Origin of the sequence: Leptolyngbya sp. PL-A3 (genome assembly GCF_039962325.1) — a bacterium.
In the GTDB taxonomy this organism is placed as follows: domain Bacteria; phylum Cyanobacteriota; class Cyanobacteriia; order Elainellales; family Elainellaceae; genus Vacuolonema.
In genome coordinates this window covers 61398-82398 of sequence record NZ_JAMPLB010000026.1, presented here as the reverse complement: position 1 = coordinate 82398, position 21001 = coordinate 61398, and the positions used below count along the sequence as shown (strand labels likewise).

The following is a 21001-nucleotide window of genomic DNA, read 5'->3' as shown; positions in this document are numbered from 1 at the left end:
CCTATAGGAAGCTAAAAAGCCCAGTGTTTTCAGAAACACTGGGTTTCTTGAATGCAAATCAAGGTGATCCAAATAGACAAGAAGTGGTGGGCTCAGTCAATAGCTCAACCTGAAGGAGACATAACAAGACACCATGCTGATACACATCCTTGGCAAACTCCCTCTGATGGGTACGTTAACATATTGCTATAGAACATAAGAACTAATTTCTAAACCTATCGTTTCCATATTTAGTGTTCTCCATAAACAAAGAGAAGCTTACTCAAAATTCTCAGGAATGCTGTCCATAGCGTTTTAGTAGTGCTAAACTTCCTACCTATGGTGTTAAGTATTAATCTCGCTCAAAATAGCAAACGCTCTATATTTACGATTTCCTACCTTCCCTTCACCCGCTGTCGCTGAGAGTGTTGTATGGTTCAAAACATCGATCGCCCAAGTCAAACCAGTCCGTTTCCGGCCTCTGCCCCAGCGGCCAACCCGGTGTTCTATCGCACGTATAGCCGTTTAGGAGAAGTCGCCGCAAACCGTCGTGAAACCTGGGACGATGTGTGCGATCGCACCCTCAGCGGCATCATCAAGCTGGGCAAACTCACCGAAAGCGAAGCCGATCTGCTCAAGCGGATGCAGCGCAACCTCTACAGCCTGCCATCCGGTCGCTGGCTTTGGGTGGGTGGTACCGAGTGGGCCGAGCGCCCCGAAAACTTTTCGGGAGCCTATAACTGTACCAGTACCAACGTGGTGGACTGGCGCGCCTTCGGCTTGATGATGGATCTCGCCATGATGGGCTGTGGCACGGGGGCTGTTCTGGAGCCGAAGTACATCAACCAGTTGCCTGCCATTCGGAACCCTCTCGTTGTAAAGATTGTGGGTGAGATCGGAACTGTTCCTCCCGATCAGCGGCAAGACCGCACAGAAGTTATCTTTGAGGGTAACCGTGTTCTTATCAAGGTCGGTGACAGTCGCCAGGGTTGGGTGACCTCTTACCAAACGCTGTTGGAACTTTCCACCGATGAGCGTTTCTCGGGTGAAGTTGGCGTCGAAGTCGATTTAGGTTCCGTGCGTCCTGCCGGAGAGCGGTTGAAGGGCTTTGGAGGGATGGCAAATCCCATCCGCCTACCCGGTCTGTATGAGCGATGCGCGCGGATTTTGAATAAGGCGATCGGGCGTCAGTTGAATTCCGTGGAATGCTGCCTGTTGATTGACGAAGCCGCTGCTTGCGTCGTCGCCGGAAACATCCGGAGGAGCGCGGGGATGCGTCAGTTCGACAGCGAAGATACCCTCGCCGCCGCCGCCAAAGACAACCTGTGGATGCAGGATGCCAACGGCAACTGGCGCATTGATCCTGAACGGGATTCCCTACGGATGGCGAACCACACCCGCGTCTTCCATCGCAAACCGACTCTAGAAGAATGCGTTGATGCAGTTCGCAAGCAATTCTACTCAGGAGAAGGCGCGATCCAGTGGGCTGGGGAAGCTGAGCGTCGTGCCCAGGGCGAAGGTCGCTATGGGTTAAATCCTTGTGTAACCGCCGATACCTGGGTTCATACCGAGCATGGACCACGACAAGTAAAAGATTTGCTAGGCAAACAGCACAGCACCTATATCAACGGGGAATTGTTTAGCACAACTCCAGAAGGGTTCTTCTATTCTGGCACAAAGCCTGTATTGAAGCTGACGACCCGTGAAGGATACGAGCTTCGCCTCACAGGCAATCATAAGGTCTTAAAGGTAACAGCCCAGACTCAGAAGGCCCAGTACACCGATTGGGTCGCAACAGAAGAGTTGCAACCGGGCGATCGCATTCTTCTTCATAACCATCGCGACATTACTCCCTGGGATGGGGACGGTACTCAAGAAGAAGGATGGCTTTTGGGCAATCTACTAGGTGACGGTAGCCTTGCAAAAACTCCGTGGAATGATACGGCAGTTTTACGGTACTGGGAGGAATCTCAAAATGAGATGAGCCATCATGCAGTCAGCTTATTGCAGTTAGCTGTAGGGTATGAGCCGACGACTGCTGAAGCGTGTTACCACACGCAACTTAAGCATCGCGTCATTGCCTCGACTGGATTAGCTAAATTGGCTGCACAATTTGGTATAGTGCCTGGCCAAAAGCGCATTACTTCTGTCATAGAAGAAGCCAGCTACGGCTTCTATCAAGGCTTTCTACAGGGATTCTTCGATGCCGATGGAAGCGTTCAAGGCACCCAGAATAAAGGTATAAGTGTCAGGCTGGCCCAAAGTAATTTAGATTCTCTAAAGGCTGTGCAACGGATGCTTGCCCGTATGGGAATTGTTTCAACGATTTACCAAGGGCGGCGTCCTGCGGGGTATCGACTGATGCCGGATAGCGATCGCAAATTGGCTCCTTACTATTGCCAAGCACAGCATGAGCTTGTGATCGCGAATGACAATCTTTACTGGTTCCAGCAAATCATTGGGTTCCGTGAGCCCCATAAGGCCGAGAAGCTAAACAGAGTGTTAGAGGGCTACAAACGCAAACTGAATCGTGAACGTTTTGCGGTGACCGTGGCGTCTATTGACGCAGATGGGATTGAAGCCGTTTACGATTGTACGGTGCCTGGCCCTGCTTGTTTTGATGCAAACGGTCTTGTCGCTCATAACTGCGGCGAAATTTTGGGGCAAAACTTCCACTGCAACCTGGCGGAGGTTCACCTTAACCAGATTGATCCAAAGGATCTGAAGGCCCAGGAAGAAGCCTTTACAGCGGCAGCCTTGTCCGTGGCTTCACTCCTGAACCACCAATTTATGGAGCCGCGTTACCAACAATCACGGTTGGAAGACCCGATTGTGGGAGTTTCCTTCACCGGCCTGTTCGACTTCTTTGTGAAAGCCTTTGGCGTCGAATGGCTGCACTGGTGGGCGGAAGGGCGGCCTGACACCATGAAGGGGCTGGAATTCAAACAGAAGGAGCAGCAATACCTGAGCCGCTGGAAAGAGATCGTGCATCAGGCGGTGTGGGAGTATTGCGATCGCCATCAACTCAATCGCCCCAACCGTTGCACGACCGTCCAGCCTGCGGGTACCAAATCTCTGCTGACCAACGCCAGCCCCGGTTGGCATCCACCCAAGGCGCAGCGCTTCATCCGTCGCATTACCTTCCGCAAGAATGATCCCGTCGCTTTGGCCTGTATGGAGTATGGCTACAACATTGTGCCATCTCAATCTGACAAGGACGAAGAGGGCAACCTGCTGAATGATCCCTTCGATCCCCGTTGTACCGAGTGGTTGGTGGAAATTCCGGTGCGGGTACCCTGGGCAGATATGCCGGGGGCTGATGAAATCATCATTGAGAATTTCTCGGCTCTGGCCCAGTTTGACTTCTACATGCAGGTGCAGAAGTATTACACGGCCCACAACACCAGCGCCACCATCGAGCTCAATGAGCATGAGGTGGAGCCATTGGCCCAGGCAATTTATGGGGCGATCGCCAACGATGAAGGCTATATTAGCGCCGCACTCCTGGCCCGCTTCAACGCTCCTTTCCCACGCCTGCCGTTCGAGAAGATCGACAGAGAAACGTTTGATCGACTGGAAGCCGAGGTGAAGCAACGGCAACGCACCACGGATTTCTATGCGGCATTGTCTCGCTATGATTCCGGTGATCTGTTTGAGGCTGGCCCTGCGGGATGTGATAGCGACAAATGTATGTTCCCTGAGCAGAAATAACGGCTCGCTACAACTGATTTGACTACCCTCTGCTAATGGGCGAAAAACTTGAGTTTTCGCCCATTTTTTTGCATGGACAGAACTTACGCGAGTTTATTATCTGTAGTGTATTTGTGTTGTGGGTAGGGTGCGAAGCACCCCACCCACAACACAAATGCGTACGTCCTGATGAAACTGTAGAGGCAGGTTTTGCCGAGAGATTGAATAGGGGAGCCAGGGTTGTCTGCTAAACCTGCCCCTACTTTTGAGCGGGTTTTGATCAATTAGATGCCAAATAAAAAGAGAGTGGGCTTTGCTCCACTCTCTCTTCGGATGTGATGGGCGATCGCCCATAACCAGTAGTCAAATAAGCTCTTCGCTTATTCCTCAGGGCTTTCCACTTCAGTGCTTGCTCCTTCAATGGCGCTCTCTTCCTCTTCGGCTCCTTCTGCCACAGGAGGAACCAGAGCTACAGCGGCGATCGCATCCTCTTCATCCAGCCGTTGCAATTTCACCCCAGTAGCCGAACGTGACTGTTTGGAGATAGCATCTGTGGCCTGACGAATAATGATGCCTCGGCTCGTTACCAGCATCATTTCATCCCCTTCATTCACGATCAGCAGCGCGGCCAGTCGATCGTTAGGGCGACGGAACTTAATGGCTCGAAGTCCCATACCTGCCCGGTTTTGCAGACGGAATTGGGAAATCGGTACCCGCTTACCCAGGCCTCCCGTAGTAACAATCAACACCCAGGGACCCTGGCTCACTTCCGTCGTTTCTTCGGCATCTTCTGCCACATCTTCTACATCCTCCGCTTCTGCTTCTGCCGCACTGGCAAGCAGGTTTGCGTACTGGCTGGAGATGATGTCAATGCTGATCAACTCATCTCCCTTACGCAGGCTCATGGCCTTCACCCCACGGGTGGGACGCCCTAGAGGACGTAGCTGCTCATGACTTGCCTGAAAGTGGATGGTCATTCCCTGGCGGCTGCCGATGATAATGCTATCTTCCACCCGAGCCAGCCGAACCCAACGCAGTTGGTCACCTTCCTCCAGGGAAATGGCGATCAGGCCGTTGGTACGGATGTTGCTGAAGGCGGAGAGAGCCGTTTTCTTAATGAAACCTTTGGTGGTCAGCATCACCAAGTAATCCTCTTCCGTGAACTCCACAACGGGAATAATGGAAGTGATTTTTTCCTCATGGGAGATAGGAAGGAGCTGCACGATGGGCACGCCTCGGGCCGTGCGGGAGCTGGTGGGAATTTGATAAGCCCGCAGGGAGTAGGAGATGCCGCGATCGCTAAAGAACAGAATATTGTCGTGATCATTGCAGGTGAGGAAGTGGTTCACCCCATCCTCTTCCTTCATCCGAGCACCCGCTTTGCCCCGGGTAGCGCGACTCTGTACCTCAAAGGCACTGACGGGCATCCGCTTAATGTAGCCCTGCTCGGTAATCAGGATTACCGCCTGTTCATTGGCAATCAGGTCAATGTCGCCCAGATCGCCATCCATGTGTTCAATGACGGTGCGGCGAGGGGTAACATGAGCTTCCCGTAGTGCGACCGCTTCATCCTGGATGATGGTGAGAATCCGCTCACGGCGAGCCAGAATGTCTTGCAGGTCAGCAATTTTCTCCTGCAACTGATCATGTTCCTGGTTGATCTTTTCCGCTTCTAGAGCGGTTAGACGACGCAGTTGCATTTGCAGAATGGCGTCGGCCTGAACTTCTGAAAGGGAGTACGTTTCCATCAACTCCTGCTTGGCCGTGGGAGTATCTGCAGAATGACGAATCAGCGCAATGATCGCATCCAGGTTTGCCAGGGCAATTAACAAACCCTGCAACAAGTGATCCCGCTCCTCTGCCTTCCGCAGTTCGTAGCGAGTCCGGCGGGTGATGGTTTCAATCCGGAAATCTAAGAATACCTGGAGCGACTGCTTCAGGCTGAGGATTTGCGGTTCCCCATTCACCAGAGCCAGCATATTCACCCCAAAGTTGGCTTGCAGTGGGGTAGCTTTGTAAAGGTTATTCAGCACCACCCGGGGATAGGCGTCGCGTCGCAGTTCAATGACGATACGCATCCCGTCGCGATCGCTCTCATCCCGAATATCAGAAATACCCTCCAGCCGGCGATCGTTCACCATCTCGGCAATTTTTTCAATTAGAGCCGCTTTGTTGGTCTGGAAGGGCAACTCGGTGATGATGATGGCTTCCCGTTCCGGTGCCCCCCGGCGCTCAATCGTTTCGATATTGGCCACGCCACGCATGGTGATGCTGCCGCGCCCGCTCATGTAGGCTTCCCGGATCCCACTGGTGCCCAGGATTTGTCCCCCCGTTGGGAAGTCTGGGCCGGGGATGTAGCGCATCAATTCCGTGTCCGTCAGGTCAGGATTCTCGATCAGCGCTACGACCCCACTCAGCAACTCGCCCAGATTGTGGGGGGGAATATTAGTCGCCATTCCCACAGCGATCCCCGAGGAGCCATTTAACAGCAGCTGGGGAATGCGGGCGGGCATCACCAGGGGTTCTTGCTGCGACCCATCATAGTTAGGGGCGAAATCGACAGTTTCCGATTCGATGTCTTGCAGCATCCCGTAGGTGGTGATGGGGCGCAGGCGACATTCGGTGTATCGCATCGCCGCTGGAGGATCGTTATCGACGGAACCGAAGTTACCGTGACCATCCACCAGAGGCGATCGCATGGAAAAGTCTTGAGCCATCCGCACCAGGGCATCGTAAACCGACTGGTCCCCATGCGGGTGGTATTTACCGATTACGTCCCCCACCACACGGGCGCATTTCCGGAACGGGCGATCGGGGGCTAACCCCAATTCGTGCATGGCGTAGAGAATGCGGCGGTGTACAGGCTTAAGCCCATCTCGCGCATCGGGAAGCGCCCGTCCCACAATCACGCTCATGGCGTATTCCAGGTAGGACCGGGACATCTCCATGCGTAAATCGGTGGGGATAATCCGATCCTGAGACGGCGGTTCCTGGGAAAAGGTCATAGGATGATTTACTCCAACAGTCGGGTGAGAGAAGTCTGATTACGAGAGCCCTGTGGGGCGTAGCAGCCAAGTTGTGCGCTCAACAAAAACATGCTCAAAACGGAGCGCCGACAGTATCGAAAATGCACCGGGTTCTGGCTGAAAGCTCCGGTGGTAAAGGGGTTCTGCATCAACCGGGGTGAATGGGCTGAAAATGCTGCCCTGTAAGGATTTCAGCCTTTGAAATTATAGCACAGAATGGATAGGTTCGGGGGGATCAGGAATGGGGTGGGAGAAGGGGTACTTTGGAACTCTGTCTCCACACCTTCTCCAAATTTTTTACCCTCAAAACCACCCTTTCAAAAATTCATTAAAATCGGAGCAATTCCCCACACAGAGGCTAACGCGCCTATGTTGCCTGTTTTTTACTCGGACCTGTTTTTGGAGCATGACACCGGACGCTATCACCCTGAGAATTCGGGGCGGTTAAAGGCAGTAACCACGCTCCTACGCTCGGTGGGCTGGGCTGAACAGTTGGATTGGCGATCGCCTACTCCTCCCGAAGCCCAGGGTCGTCTCACCGATGCTCTCTACGCGATTCACCCCGAGAAATATGTGGCAGCGGTTGAATACCTGGCCAAGCAAGGGGGGGGCCACGTCGATCCGGATACGGTGCTATCGAAGCATAGCTATGAAGCGGCAATTCTAGCGGTGAGTGCCTGGCTCGATGGAGTGGATGTGGTGCTGGACACAGGGAAGCCGGCCTTTGTATTGGCCCGACCACCGGGGCACCATGCCTTACCGACTCAGGGGATGGGGTTTTGTATTTTCTCAAATGTGGCGATCGCCGCTCACTACGCCCTCAAGCAACCCGGCATTCAGCGGGTCGCCATTCTTGATTGGGATGTGCATCACGGGAATGGAACACAGGCGATCGTCGAGAGCAATCCTCAGATTGCTTTTTGTTCCCTGCATGAGTCACCTCAATACCCTGGTACGGGAGCATCGGGTGAAACGGGTGTGCACAATAATGTGCTGAATCTTCCCATGCGGGCAGGTAGCACAGTGGCAGATTACAAGACCCGTTTTGAAGAGCGTATTATTCCCTTCTTCCAGGCGTTTCAGCCTGACCTGTTGCTGGTGAGTGCGGGCTATGACGCCAACGCTGCGGATCCCCTGGCTAACATTTCGTTGCAACCGGGTGACTACGGCATCTTCACCGACTACTGTTTGCAACTCACATCTAAAGTTTTGTTTGGATTAGAGGGCGGATACGACTACGATGCGTTGGCAAAATCCGTTGCCGCCACCATCGAACGATGCCTTGTCCTAAGCTGAAGATTGGGCCATCAAACCCCCAAATCTGTGGTGTTCTGAAGAGGCCGCCGGTGATGCACTCCAACATAAAACCGTGAGAAAGTCCGATGCTTGAAAAGATTCGAACCGTAGTTAACGTCATGATTACGTTCATTCTGGTGGCATTTATTGCCACCAGCGTGTATCGACTGGCAGTGTATTTTCTGCAATCCTATGGGTTGTCCTCGTAAATAACCGAACTCAGCTATTCATTTCATGGAGCACTATGGCCGATCCCTTAACCCCTGAAATTAGCGATCGCATCTGCAAACACATGAACGATGATCATGCAGATGCCGTACTCCTCTATGCCAAAGCCTATGGAGCGGTATCCGATGCGATCGCCGCCCAAATGCTCAGCATTGACTCCGAAGGGATGAACTTGCAGATACAGCGTGAAAGTGGCCCTGACTCCGTGCGAGTCACCTTTGACCACAACCTGCAGGATTCTGAGGATGCGCATCAAACCCTGATCGCGATGGTACGTCAAGCCCGTACCCCCTCGTAATTTCTAATACCTGACTCCTGATTTCAAGCCAAATAACTCATTTTATGTCGGGTTAAATGCTGACGATAAAAAGTGGCGCGGCGCAAAGCACCGCGCCACTTTTTATCGTCAGCATCTAACTTTACTTGTTATCAGGATGTGAAAGGGCCTTTGTAGGTGTCTCACTCTCTTTTTGATTGCGCTTAACAGCTACTACTTTTTTTAGATTTGTAAGCGGCTTTTACAAACTGAATAATACCTTCATAGGTCAGGTTCTCCTTAAGGGGGAACCTTTTTTATTCACGCGGTGAGACGCATCCTCCTCGCGGAGTCCCTCTCTTGGGTGAAGGAATTTCCTTTAAGACATGGCAATTTAATGAGTAGTTAAAGATGGCCAGGCAGCGATCGCGCCCACCCGGTAATAGGGATCTGCCAGCTAGTCAGTTTTAGCTCGATGGTTCTGAGGCGAGCGGTTTCATAACCGTCTCTGGTTTCTTAACGTTGATTAGTCCTGCCTGTCCTCCTAGGTTCTAAGAGCACATTACACAATGAAACGACGTCAGCTTTTTTCTGTTGCTTTTGTGGGTACGATTGCGGCAATTGGTCTGCTGAACGCCTGTACTTCGTCTGGTGGTGACAGCAACACTGCTGCGCAAAGCAAAACACTCACCATGGCGACCTCCGCAGATTACCCTCCCTACGAATTTATCCAAACATCTGGGGGGCGAGAGGAGATTGTTGGGTTTGACGTAGATATTGCAAAGGCGATCGCGGAAGAATTAGGCTACGAAGTCCAGATTCAAAACATTGACTTTAATGGTCTGATCCCTGCGCTACAAGCAGATCGGGCTGACTTCGTAATGGCTGGTATGACCCCTACCGAAGAACGGAAACAAAACGCTGATTTCTCCATTGTCTATTACGAAGCGAAGAACACTATTGTGTCTCGTAAAGATAGCGGCTTAACCGATGCCGCTAGCCTGAATGGCAAGAAGGTCGGTGTTCAACTTGGATCCATTCAAGAAGGAGCGGCGAAGGAAATTCAGGGAGCCAATGTGGTTCAGCTGAACCGTATCAATGAAATTATTCAAGAATTAAAAGCGGGCCGCATTGACGCTGCCATTGTAGAAGATACCGTGGCAAAAGGCTTTATCGACGCCAATCCTGACCTGGAATTTAATGTCATTCCAAATGAAGGAGAATCGGGTTCAGCGATCGCTTTTCCCAAAGGTTCTCCTTTAAAAGCAGAATTTGACCCTGTGCTTCAAAGAATGGTTGATAGCGGAAAGATTACCGAATTGGTTAATAAGTGGTTTGGTGATCAGCAACCGGCTAAATAGGCATTGCTGAAAGTTTATCTGTTGATGGGATAAATCATCAAGCCAGGGTCACTCTACCCTGGCTTTTTTTCAACCCATGGCGTCTTTAAACTGCAAGCTTATGCCATCAGAGTAAGGGTTACCACAATATTCTTATAGCTTTTGGTTGTTTTTAGCGCTAACACAAAATTCCGAGTAAGCTAAACCACAAAAAGCCAGTCATAAAACCGAAATAATCAATTGACTCCCTGTTCACCTGTACGACGTTCATCCGATGGCAACTCATTGTTTACCTGTTACCCAACTTGGCTTCATGCCCGAAGTATGGAGCCTCATCAGCACTGCGTCAGCCACGACGGACTTTGCTCTAGATTTCAGTAAAATTTCTGAAAATATTCCGTTTATCCTTTGGGGCATTCCCATTACCCTTGCATTCAGTGTTACTTCTGCCTTATTGGGGTTTACCTGGGGTACGGTTCTGTCTATTTTCAAAATTAGCAATATCAAACCACTGAAGTGGTTTGCAGATGCTTATACCTCTGTTTTTAGAGGTACGCCGCTGATTTTGCAACTGGCCATTATTTACTTTGCAACTCCTCAGTTACTTGGATTCACCCCCACAGGTTTCCAGGCCGGGGTTGCAACCTTTGCCCTTAACTCAGCCGCCTATAGTTCCGAAACCATTCGGGGTGGCATTATGGCTGTAGATAAAGGGCAGCGAGAAGCTGCAATGACGTTGGGGGTCAAGTATCCCCAAATGATGTGGGATATTATCCTACCTCAGGCATTCAAAAATATTCTTCCGGCTCTGGTTAATGAAACGATTGCTCTACTTAAAGACTCTGCTCTGGTATCCACGGTAGGCGCTTTAGACCTGATGCGACGAGGGCAGGTAGTAGCTGCTGAGAAATTCATTTATTTCGAACCGCTGATTTTTGTTGCTGCGATTTATTACGTAATGGTGATGGGGCTAACACTACTGGCACGACGTTTAGAAAGAAGGATGCGGAAAAGTGATTAAGACTGAATACCTATGTAAATCGTTTGGGCCGCTTCAGGTTTTGAAGGATGTTTCAACAGAGATTAGAAGAGGTGAAGTAGTCGCCATATTAGGACCATCGGGCTGTGGGAAGTCCACCTTTTTACGCTGCTTAAATCTTTTGGAAATTCCTACAAAAGGGCGAATTTATATCAATGACATTGAAGTGACCAGCCCCAAAGCAGACATCAACAAAGTTCGCCAAAACATGGGGATGGTATTCCAGCACTTCAACCTGTTTCCCCATATGACGGTGATGCAAAACGTTACCTACGGCCCTATCAAGGTGAAGGGGATGACGCGGGGCCAAGCTGAAGAGCTGGCAATGTCTAAGTTACAGATGGTGGGCTTAGCCGAAAAGGCCCAGGTGTACCCATCGCGGTTGTCAGGGGGGCAAAAACAACGGGTGGCGATCGCCCGCTCCCTCGCCATGCAACCCGAGGTGATGCTGTTTGACGAACCCACCTCTGCCCTTGACCCCGAAATGGTGAAAGAGGTACTGGATGTCATCAAATCTCTGGCCAAGACCGGGATTACGATGGCGATCGTGACTCACGAAATGGGCTTCGCGCGCGAAGTGGCCGATCGCATCATCTTTCTGGATGCCGGTATCGTTGCAGAGGATGCGCCACCCGATATTTTCTTCTCCAGCCCCAAGAGTGAACGGGCCAACCAGTTCCTACAGAAGGTACTGTAGCCTTCATCGACCCAACAAAAGAGGGGCGCGACGCGCCCCTCTTTTGTTCTGGTCTGCGAATCTAATCTTCAGAACCGCCCCATTTTTCCTCGGTCAAATGATCCGAAAAGTCAGGCCTTGGGTTCTGGTGAATGGCCTCAATAATTTGCACATTCGCAGCCGGAAAGGGATATTGCTCCAGATCTTCTGGGCGCACCCAGCGAACTTCGTCACACTCCAAGGGCTGCGGCTCCCCGGAAAGATAGTGACAATGGTGGACGTTCAGGGTCACTCGGAAATGGGAGTAGGCATGGTCAATCGTAATTAACGAATCTCCCACAACCACTTCAATGCCCAACTCCTCACGGATTTCACGGCGAATACAGTCTTGAATGGTTTCACCCGGCTCAATTTTGCCACCGGGGAACTCCCACAGCCCCCCCAGCAATCCTTCCTGGCGCCGGCGATCGATCAAAATCTGTCCATCTGCATCCCAGATCACTGCAACACCGATGGCCTTGTGGGGGACGGGCGCTTTCTCTTCACGTACAGGCAGTTCGTTTTGCATGGCTCGTTCATAAGCGCGACAGTGCATGGCCCACGGGCAGCTTCCACAACTGGGTTGACGAGGTGTACACACCGTCGCCCCTAGATCCATCAACGCCTGATTAAAATCTCGGGGATGGACGGGATCCAGCAATTGATCAGAACACTGCCACAACAGCCGCAGAACGCGGTTCGGCGGGCGCTCTAATGCTAACAGGCGTGTCAACACACGCTTCACATTACCATCCAGGATAGAGACTGGTTGGTTAAATGCGGCACTGAGAATTCCTCCGGCAGTACTCTGTCCAATTCCGGGTAAAGCTAAGGCTGCCTCTAAATTTTTTGGAAATTGCCCATTGTGCTGAGTATGGATCACCTGGGCAGCTTTGTGCAGGTTACGGGCGCGGGCGTAGTAGCCCAACCCTTGCCAGAGCTTTAGCACCTGCTCCTGAGGGGCGATCGCCAACGCTTCCACCGTCGGAAACACTGCCAACCACCGCTCGTAGTAAGGCAACACCGTCTTCACCTGGGTCTGTTGCAGCATGATCTCTGAGATCCAAATCGCATAGGGATCTCGGGTCTCGCGCCAGGGGAGGGATCGCCCCGTTTGCCCATACCAATCCAGCAATCGCTGCCGCAGGTCAGCTACAACAAAACTCGGCAGATCTAAATGATCTACCGAGTAGGAGGAGTTAGCTGTATCGCTTCCCGCAACGGGTGACCGTCTTCCACCCATTACGAATCTTGATCAGAGCTAGAGTCGGCAGTTTGGAGCGATCGCTCAAAGGCCAAACGCTGCTCTGCATTCCGCAGGAAGTATCCGCTGATGATGGCAGACGCCAACAATCGACCCAAATGTTCCCGGTTGGTGGTGACCGTGACGTCAAACTGCTCAGAGGGCAACCCACCTAACAAGCCAATAATGTTGCGCTCCATCACCTGAAACACTTCCATCGAATCGGGACGGGAGAGCTGAGCAATGGTTTCAGGGCTCATGGACTGAACGTATTGAAACAAGGGGCTACCATTCTCGCCATGGCCACCAAAGAATCCTGAAATCTGTTTAGATGCGTCGTTCACGATGGGAACCTCTCTCACGCAGGACTTACTAATTAACTGACTGACTTGTTTACTAATGTATCAATCCCTAACTCGGCTGTCGGTGGGAGAAGCCGAACCTATCCGAGAGGGGTTTACCGTCCTACCCAACACCACCTCTGCAGGTAACCAGCGTTGTCCATATAACATTAGTTCGGACAGTTTTTCTGAAACCCTTGATTTTGCGTGCGCGAAGCGCACGCAAAATCAAGGGTTTCAGAAAAACTGTCCAGAGTATTGATATAAATGACCTGGACTTAGACCTTTCAGCAAACGCCAGAACCCCTGATTTCACTGCAAATCAATGAAATCAGAGGTTCTGGCGTTTGGAAGGGTAAAAGATGTGAGTAGAACTCTTGTGAAGTAGGCATTCTGTCCGCCTGAGGTTGGACAGGCAAGATTATCCCACCCGGAGCCCTGGGGCCATGCTAGGAGTTCACCACAGCAATACAGTCGATTTCAACTCGAACATCCTTGGGCAGGCGAGCGACTTCCACGGTGGCTCGGGCAGGAGCCGTTTCTTCGTTGAAAGCTGTGGCATAAACGGCATTCATCGCCGCAAAATCATTCATGTCTGCCAGGAATACGGTAGTTTTGACCACATCCGCAAAGCTGGCTCCGGCGGCCTTTAAAACGGCATCCAGGTTGGCGAGCACCTGTTGGGTTTGGGCCGCGACATCATCACCACCCATCAGAGAGCCTGTCTTTGGGTCCAGGGGGATCTGACCCGAGACGAAAACCATCCGGCCTTGAGCGGCGATCGCCTGACTATAAGGCCCTACAGGAGCCGGGGCCGATGTTGTTTGAATCACCTCGCGCATGAAACCTTACCTTGAATGAGGAATATCTTGAATGAGGAAATGGGGATATAAGGTATAGAGAATTGCCATTAAACCCATCAGAGCAGTTTGGGCCGCAACCCGTGCTCTCGATAATAGCGATAGTCCCGAATAATCCGCTCGTGGTCGAAGCAGAGGTTGGTGGGAATGTTCCAGAGTTCGAAGAAGCTCAGGTTTTTGGCATCATCCCCAGCAGAAGGTTCGCCTCGAGCCATTGCCAGAAACACAATGCTGATGGTGTGCTGTCGTGGGTCACGGCTGGGATCTGAATAGACCTGAAATTGCTCCGTCAGCTTAACGTGCAGCCCCGTCTCTTCAGCAGCCTCTCGAACGGCGGCGCTCTCTACCGACTCGCCATAGTCCACAAAGCCCCCCGGCAAAGCCCAGCCATAGGGAGGGTTGAGGCGTTCGATCAGCACGACAGGCCGATAGGGCCTATCCATCAGCTCAATGATGATATCGACAGTAGGGACAGGATTGCGATAGTTCACCGTGGCTCTGGCAGATGACGATTAAGCTGATAGCAGCATAACCTCATCTGTTACATCTATCGCGATTAAATTGGGCGCATTCAAAGAAAATATCTAACGTGATTGAAACCGGGTGCATCCCACTTTTGCAAATTTGGAAACCCACTTTTGTCAGTGAAGCGGGCTTCGCCCGCTTCACTGACAAAAGTGGGATGCACCCCTTGAAACCCTTGTAATAAAAGCTTTGCATACAAAGCTTTTATTACAAGGGTTTCAAGCACGTTAGGGCCGTAAGACAAAAAGTTGGAGTACTGCGATCGCTCAAACCAGACTATGGGATGAACGTTCTGCAACTCCTATAGTCCAGCTTTTGCGATCGCCTTCAATCATCCCCTGAGTAAACGCTTTACAGTTTTTAGCAATTCGGGCGGATGAAACGGCTTCGTAATATAAGCATCTGCTCCCTGCTTCATACCCCAATAGCGGTCAAATTCCTCGCTCTTGGTTGAGCAGATCATGACCGGAATTGTCTTGGTAGTCGGGTCGTTCTTAATCCAGCGACACAATTCGTAACCATTCATCTCAGGCATAATCAGATCCGTAATCACGAGGTCTGGAGTATGCTCCCGGATCTTATTTTTTGCCTCAACCCCATTGGTGGCTTCTACAACGTCTATACCCGTTGCCTCGAGCAGCTCGGATAGCATTTGTCTAAGCGTTTGGCTATCATCCACGATTAAAACTTTTGTCATACTCCCCATCCTTCCATGGATCCTAGCTTCCGGTACTGCCGGGTCCTTCCTGCCCACTATTAAGTGGCAAGTTTCAAAAGCACTCTTGTAAACATAGAGACGACTTTATCGAAATCGCCCTGGCGATCGCCCTGTCTCTTATCATTTCACAAACCCCTATCTCCTTAGAGTATGCCCATATCCACGATAGTATCGGGCAGCGGTTCGGTGATCTTTGAGGTATCTGGATAGGCAGAGCCTCAATCCTTCACCTTTCACCCAAACGTCACGTTCAAGTCTTTACTCTCATTTCCCCTCCCCTCTCTCGTTTCCGGATCGCCTGACCACGCATTTGCTCAGGCCAGGGCAAATTTTGCCCATTCCCCCTTTGGCACTAGCGTCCATTACATTTGCCTAACTCAACTGCTGAAATTGGCGTAGTTGAACGTTTGGGATGCCCCCGTTCGATGGCATGATATTCAGATGAGAAGCTTTTCGGTTTCTCGGAGGCCGCGTCCTCACTGATCCCAGTATTTCTGCTCAGGATCATGCGTGGTCATAGTCACGGGGGATGGGGTAGGGGTAGAGTTTGCCGCTGGGCTGGTTAGTCCGTCGATGACTCTACGGCTACGGGCAAAGCCAGTGCGTTGCCGTCCACACGTGTGACCCATGCCGAATCATGTCGTTCTTTTGTGCTGTGTTGAACGGCTGTTCGCAAGTCCTTATATTTTTGATGTCTTTAAGGAAGGAGAACCATTTCAGTGCTTAAGAGATACGTCTGGTTGGTTGCGATCGCCCTGTTGATGGTCGTTCAATTTGTCGCTGGGCCAGCGATCGCCCTCGAATTGGATGCTGCAACCCGCACGGTACCGTTAGACGCTTCGGGAAAAACCTATACCCTGTCCCTTAAAGAAGTGGCACTCGGTAAGCAGCAGTTTAACTACGCCTGTGGGCAATGCCACGTGGGTGGCATCACCAAGACCGATCCTAACGTCGGTCTCGATCCCGAAACCCTCGCCCTCGCCACCCCTCCCCGCGACAACATTGAAGCTCTGGTGGATTACATGAACGACCCCACCACCTATGACGGTCTGGAGGATATTTCCGAGCGTCACCCCAGCACCAAGAGTACCGACATCTTCCCCAAGATGCGGAACCTCACCAAGGATGACCTCAAGGTTATTGCAGGCCACATTCTGCTTCAGCCCAAGGTTGTGGGTGCCAAGTGGGGCGGCGGCAAGATCTACTACTAAACCCATGTTTCGGGCGCTGGCCGCCTCAAACATAGACAGTTCTTCTGGTCTGTCGTGAGACCCTCTTGTGTTCTCCTTTCGGGACAGGCCAGATCAGCCCATCAAATAAACTGGGAATCAGAGACGTCGTTATGATCAGGCTCTGGTTCCTATTTTTTTGCAATTTTAGGATTGGATATGCTTAATTCCCGGATGTGCCGAATCCTGCTGGGGGCGCTGGGCGGGGTGTTAGTGGGAGCGATCGCCCTCTTTCCCAATGCAGCCTGGGCTGCAGGCATTGACCCTTATGTAGCCCGTTACTTTGATGCGAGAGAACCTGTCGCCCTACCTTATACCGCCAACGAAACCCGCAGCTACACAGCTCAGGATCTATCCCAGGGAAAACAGTTATTCGAAGCTAACTGCCTCAATTGCCACGTCGGCGGCATTACTCTGCCCGATCCGACCGTTACCCTCTCGCTCGAATCCTTACAACAAGCCACCCCATCCCGCGACACGGTACAAAGCCTTGTCAACTTCTCGCGCCAACCAATGACGTATGACGGTTCCGAGGAAAGTATTTGGTGCCGCCAGGTTAGCTCCGATTGGATGGACGACAAGACCCTCGAAAATCTTGCAGCATTCCTACTACGAGCAGCAGAAAAAGCACCGGGATGGGGAAGCCGCGATCCCTTCCAATAGCTCAAATTCTGTAAGTAACCTCAGTTCGGGTTAAGGGCTTTTTCGAGTGCCGCGCTTCGCGCGGCACTCGAAAAAGCCCATTATTGCGTGCGCGTCGCACACGCAATAATGGGCAGTTCGGCTTCTCCCGAACTGACGTTAAGTAAATCAGCTTAGTCAACCATATAGCGCTGTGTTGATTAGATATGGCGGTGTGGGGCACGAAGTACCCTACACCACCGCTGTTGTACTTAACGCGCTTGCACATTGCTATCAACCGTTCCGCTCGTTAAACGGGTGGAACGCTTTATGGTTGGTTATGCCCGCCTACTAGAAGTTCTCCTGGAGCGAGTAAACTGCCGAAAACAGCACTAAAATCTTGGCGATCGCCTCTGAAGGGGAAACTTTCAAGATAAAATGCTACGTGGGTTCAATAAGCTAACTTAAACCTTCCGAGGTAATCATGAAATTGATCGCACGTGTTTCACGGAGTTTAAGTCTGGCCCTATTTACAGTTGTGTTGGTGGTTGCTAGCTTCGTTGCAGTGGTTTCTCCCGCTGCCGCAGAAACCATCACCATCAAGATGGGGTCTGACAGCGGTCTGCTCGCCTTCGATCCGGCTAACGTTACCGTCAAGGCTGGCGACACCGTTAAATTCGTTAATAACAAACTCCCTCCCCACAACGTCGTATTTAGCAGCGGCGCTGTGACCTCTCACAAAGCTCTGATGCTGGCTCCTGGTGAGTCCTTCGATGTTTCCTTCGACGGCGTAGACCCCGGCACCTATGACTACTACTGCGAACCCCACCGGGGCGCAGGCATGGTTGGCAAAATCACCGTTGAATAATTCTCATCGTTAAGTTTGTCCCCATCGCTAGTCGATGTTTTTGGGCCATTCTTCTCCCATAAGTAAGGTAAGGAATTCCACTGGATAGAGCGTAATCGTTCTCCAGGATGTATTCCTTACCTTTATTTTTTGCTATTGTCCTGTTGTGCTTAGCCGGGGGAGAACACCGTGGTTCCAATTCGTGATGACAACCCGACCCAGACAACGCCTTATGTTACTTACGTTCTAATTCTGATCAATATTCTGGTTTTTATCTATGAACTCTCGCTTTCCGGTCCAACGCTAGAAAGCTTCTTCCGTACGTGGGCCGTGGTTCCCCGTGAACTAACAGCCAGTTTTGAAGGGGGCGGCGCTGCTACGGTTGGGGGCTACCCTGAGTGGATTACCCTCATTACCTCTCAATTTCTCCATGGGGGTTTTCTTCATGTCGCCGGGAATATGCTCTACCTCTGGATCTTTGGCAACAATGTCGAAGACAAAATGGGCCATTCCCGCTTCCTCATCTTCTATTTACTGTGTGGCATGCTCGCGGCTTTGGCCCAGTGGTTCTTCTCGTCAGGGTCTTCCATTCCATCCCTGGGAGCGAGTGGAGCGATCGCCGGGGTCATGGGCGCTTACATTCTCCGCTTCCCCAACGCCAAGGTACTAACTCTCGTTCCTTTGGGCTTTATTCTCTTTCCCTTCCGCATCCCAGCTCTCTTCTTCCTGGGCTTCTGGTTTGTCATGCAAGCCCTCTATGGCGTTGCCAGCCTCAATGCCCCTGCCAACATCGGCATGGAATCGGGCGGTGTGGCCTACTGGGCTCATGCGGGAGGCTTCGCCTTCGGAGCCCTGCTCGGCCCCGTATTCGGCTTATTCAGTGACAAACGCCGGGTTTAGAAGCCGTAACCAACGGGAGGGGCGGGTTTTGGCCTTATCTCAATAACCCAACCGGGGGTATCGTTCAAACCTGCCCTAAGGAGATTTCTGAGAAACAATATCCCCATTATTTGGAAAAAAGGCGCGGCTTCGCCGCGCCTTTTTTCCAAATAATGGGGAAGTTCTTATCTGGAAATCTCCTAACATCAGGTAGCGATCGCTACTGAGGGCCAGTTTTGCCCTTAATCTTAATGCCCCACCATATTTATTAAACCCGCCCTCGCCATAAGCAGCGAGGGCGGGTTTTGGCGTTATAGTGCTTTTCAAGCGCTTAAAATCGGGTTGTTTTTGTGAGAGCCGCGCGAAGCGTGGCTCTCACAAAAACAACCGTGGCTGATTCAAGCACAAAGCGTTGTAAGTTGAAGACACAGATTAGGGTTACCTGCTAAACCCACCCCTACAATTCTCTGCAAATCATTCTTCCTTAATTTGCTACGGCATTCGCTCAAAGTCTTGAATTTAAAGGGGAAAAACTCCTTCAATTCATTATTTAAACTTGCCTAAGTACAACTCGTAGCCCTATCATAAAAGACTGTGTCTATTTTCGTTTTTGGCCAGTCCCATGCCCAAACTCAAAACTCGTAAAGCGGCCGCGAAGCGATTTCGCAAAAGTGGTAGCGGTAAGCTCATCCGCCGCAAAGCCTTCAAGAATCACATGTTGGAGCACAAGACCACAAATCGCAAGAGCCGTCTGTCCAAACTCTCCCTCGTGCATGAGCGCGATGCTGAGAACGTAGAGCTGATGCTGCCCTATCTCTAGGGTCAACATTCGCTGATATGGGATGTCCGGTGTGAAGCTCCCATGGATTCATCTAACCGATTAGCGTAGATAACGAAGGAAACTTGACCAATGGCACGGGTAAAGCGCGGCAACGTAGCTCGTAAGCGCCGCAATAAAATTCTCAAACTGGCAAAGGGGTTCCGCGGATCCCACTCCAAATTGTTCCGAACTGCTAACCAGCAGGTTATGAAGGCATTGCGGAATGCTTACCGCGATCGCCGCAAGAAGAAGCGTGACTTCCGTCGTCTGTGGATCACTCGTATCAATGCGGCCTCTCGCCAGCATGGTATGAGCTACAGCCAACTGATCGGCAACCTCAACAAAGCCAACATTCTGATCAACCGCAAGATGCTGGCACAAATGGCTGTATTAGACCCCAACAGCTTTGGCAAAGTCGTCGAAGCGGCGTCTCAAGCAAAAGGCTAAAGCGGGAGCATGGTGCGATTGCTGACGGTACGGGCGTTCGGTGTTTCCGTTGCGACAGCACTAGCACTCCTTGGCATGGGTTTCGTGCTTTCTAACTCAGTGACCTCAGCGGCCGATCTGGAAACAGTTCAAAGCCGGGGTCACTTTGTCATAGCCGTTAAAGAAAATATTCCACCCCTGGGTTTTCGTACCGATTCCGGCGAATTAGAGGGGTTCGAAATCGACATTGCTCGGCGGCTGGCACAGGAAATCCTGGGGAGTTCCGATGCCGTTGTTCTCCAACCCGTCGCCAATCAAGACCGCATTTCCGCTCTCACTTCAGGCGATGTGGATCTGGTGGTGGCTCGGATGACCCTGACAGCAGGACGATCGCGACTCGTCGACTTCAGCATCCCCTATTACCTGGACGGCACCACGTTTATCACTCGAGATCCAAGCATTCTCTCCAGTCGAGACATCCGACGGCGACGGATAGCGGTACTGGAAGGAGCCAATACAGCGGTTGTGGTGCGATCGCGCTTTCCCTATGCCCGCCTTATCGATGTTCCCTCCTATGAAGCCGCCCGTGAGGCAATGGAAAGAGACGAGGCGGATGTTTTCGCGGCGGATGCCAGTGTTCTGACGGGCTGGGTGCAACAGTATCCGGAGTATCGCTTACTGCCCGGTTTCTGGTCTGGGGAGGCATTGGCAATCGCCATGCCCCGAGGCCAGGAATATCAAGAATTGCGTGAGGCGGTAAATGGAGCGATCGCCCGCTGGCGCGAAGAAGGTTGGCTGGAGGAGCGGGCTCGTCATTGGGGCTTGCCGATCCAGGTGCCTGCGACAGAGAGCCCCAACCTTCCTCAGAATACGCCCTAGAAATTATCGCCAAAGCAGAAGAGATTGGGAGCCCCCAATCTCTT

Annotated in this window: 20 protein-coding genes; 13 read left to right on the top strand and 7 right to left on the bottom strand. The window is 51.7% G+C overall.

Going from position 1 to position 21001, the window contains the following annotated elements; genetic code table 11:
- Window positions 1-411 precede the first annotated feature (411 nt).
- Window positions 412-3690: a ribonucleoside-triphosphate reductase, adenosylcobalamin-dependent gene (gene nrdJ, locus NDI52_RS19370; protein WP_190771241.1), complete on the top strand. Its 3279-nt coding sequence runs from the start codon at window positions 412-414 to the stop codon at window positions 3688-3690.
- 359 nt (window positions 3691-4049) lie between these two features.
- On the opposite strand, the gene gyrA is transcribed toward nrdJ, so the two are convergent.
- Complete coding sequence (gene gyrA / locus NDI52_RS19365) at window positions 4050-6674, bottom strand: DNA gyrase subunit A (RefSeq protein ID WP_190771242.1); 2625 nt, start codon at window positions 6672-6674, stop codon at window positions 4050-4052.
- Between the two features lie 390 nt (window positions 6675-7064).
- On the opposite strand from gyrA, the gene NDI52_RS19360 reads away from it, so the two are divergent.
- The 5 genes from NDI52_RS19360 to NDI52_RS19340 all read left to right on the top strand — a co-directional run bounded on the left by NDI52_RS19360 (window position 7065) and on the right by NDI52_RS19340 (window position 11551).
- Window positions 7065-7991, top strand: coding sequence for a histone deacetylase (locus tag NDI52_RS19360; protein ID WP_190771243.1), 927 nt, complete (start codon window positions 7065-7067; stop codon window positions 7989-7991).
- Between the two features lie 244 nt (window positions 7992-8235).
- Window positions 8236-8517 (top strand): DUF2470 domain-containing protein, encoded by a 282-nt coding sequence (locus NDI52_RS19355; RefSeq protein ID WP_190771244.1) that lies wholly within the window; start codon window positions 8236-8238, stop codon window positions 8515-8517.
- 527 nt (window positions 8518-9044) lie between these two features.
- Window positions 9045-9836 carry a transporter substrate-binding domain-containing protein gene (locus tag NDI52_RS19350; protein WP_190771245.1) on the top strand — a complete coding sequence of 264 codons (792 nt, stop codon included), beginning with the start codon at window positions 9045-9047 and terminating at the stop codon, window positions 9834-9836.
- Window positions 9837-10089: 253 nt separating this feature from the next.
- Complete coding sequence (locus NDI52_RS19345; RefSeq protein WP_242035928.1) at window positions 10090-10836, top strand: amino acid ABC transporter permease; 747 nt, start codon at window positions 10090-10092, stop codon at window positions 10834-10836.
- Complete coding sequence (locus tag NDI52_RS19340; protein ID WP_190771246.1) at window positions 10829-11551, top strand: ATP-binding cassette domain-containing protein; 723 nt, start codon at window positions 10829-10831, stop codon at window positions 11549-11551. Before NDI52_RS19345 ends, NDI52_RS19340 begins: the two co-directional genes overlap by 8 nt.
- Before the next feature lie 61 nt (window positions 11552-11612).
- On the opposite strand, the gene mutY is transcribed toward NDI52_RS19340, so the two are convergent.
- The 6 genes from mutY to NDI52_RS19310 all read right to left on the bottom strand — a co-directional run bounded on the left by mutY (window position 11613) and on the right by NDI52_RS19310 (window position 15885).
- Entirely contained in the window at window positions 11613-12812 is a 1200-nt protein-coding gene (gene mutY / locus NDI52_RS19335; protein ID WP_190771247.1) for an A/G-specific adenine glycosylase, read from the bottom strand.
- Window positions 12812-13156 carry a DUF760 domain-containing protein gene (locus NDI52_RS19330; RefSeq protein ID WP_190771248.1) on the bottom strand — a complete coding sequence of 115 codons (345 nt, stop codon included), beginning with the start codon at window positions 13154-13156 and terminating at the stop codon, window positions 12812-12814. The genes mutY and NDI52_RS19330 overlap by 1 nt, the downstream gene beginning before the upstream one ends.
- Before the next feature lie 446 nt (window positions 13157-13602).
- Entirely contained in the window at window positions 13603-13995 is a 393-nt protein-coding gene (locus NDI52_RS19325; protein ID WP_190771249.1) for a RidA family protein, read from the bottom strand.
- 77 nt (window positions 13996-14072) lie between these two features.
- Window positions 14073-14504 (bottom strand): NUDIX domain-containing protein, encoded by a 432-nt coding sequence (locus NDI52_RS19320; RefSeq protein WP_190771250.1) that lies wholly within the window; start codon window positions 14502-14504, stop codon window positions 14073-14075.
- A gap of 365 nt (window positions 14505-14869) precedes the next feature.
- Window positions 14870-15235, bottom strand: a complete 366-nt coding sequence (locus NDI52_RS19315; RefSeq protein ID WP_190771251.1) for a response regulator — start codon at window positions 15233-15235, stop codon at window positions 14870-14872.
- A 497-nt stretch (window positions 15236-15732) separates the two neighbouring features.
- Entirely contained in the window at window positions 15733-15885 is a 153-nt protein-coding gene (locus NDI52_RS19310) for a hypothetical protein (protein WP_190771252.1), read from the bottom strand.
- A gap of 90 nt (window positions 15886-15975) precedes the next feature.
- Between NDI52_RS19310 and psbV the strand changes: the two genes are divergently transcribed.
- The 7 genes from psbV to NDI52_RS19275 all read left to right on the top strand — a co-directional run bounded on the left by psbV (window position 15976) and on the right by NDI52_RS19275 (window position 20957).
- Window positions 15976-16467 (top strand): photosystem II cytochrome c-550, encoded by a 492-nt coding sequence (psbV, locus tag NDI52_RS19305; RefSeq protein WP_190771253.1) that lies wholly within the window; start codon window positions 15976-15978, stop codon window positions 16465-16467.
- Window positions 16468-16644: 177 nt separating this feature from the next.
- Window positions 16645-17148, top strand: coding sequence for a photosystem II cytochrome PsbV2 (psbV2, locus tag NDI52_RS19300; protein WP_190771254.1), 504 nt, complete (start codon window positions 16645-16647; stop codon window positions 17146-17148).
- A gap of 442 nt (window positions 17149-17590) precedes the next feature.
- The gene (gene petE / locus NDI52_RS19295; RefSeq protein WP_190771255.1) at window positions 17591-17974 is read left to right on the top strand and encodes a plastocyanin; all 384 of its coding nucleotides are present in this window, start codon (window positions 17591-17593) and stop codon (window positions 17972-17974) included.
- A gap of 168 nt (window positions 17975-18142) precedes the next feature.
- Complete coding sequence (locus NDI52_RS19290; RefSeq protein ID WP_190771256.1) at window positions 18143-18853, top strand: rhomboid family intramembrane serine protease; 711 nt, start codon at window positions 18143-18145, stop codon at window positions 18851-18853.
- 601 nt (window positions 18854-19454) lie between these two features.
- The gene (gene rpmI, locus NDI52_RS19285) at window positions 19455-19652 is read left to right on the top strand and encodes a 50S ribosomal protein L35 (protein WP_190771257.1); all 198 of its coding nucleotides are present in this window, start codon (window positions 19455-19457) and stop codon (window positions 19650-19652) included.
- Window positions 19653-19742: 90 nt separating this feature from the next.
- Complete coding sequence (gene rplT, locus NDI52_RS19280; protein ID WP_190771258.1) at window positions 19743-20099, top strand: 50S ribosomal protein L20; 357 nt, start codon at window positions 19743-19745, stop codon at window positions 20097-20099.
- Window positions 20100-20108: 9 nt separating this feature from the next.
- Complete coding sequence (locus tag NDI52_RS19275) at window positions 20109-20957, top strand: transporter substrate-binding domain-containing protein (protein ID WP_190771259.1); 849 nt, start codon at window positions 20109-20111, stop codon at window positions 20955-20957.
- The last annotated feature ends 44 nt before the right edge of the window (window positions 20958-21001 follow it).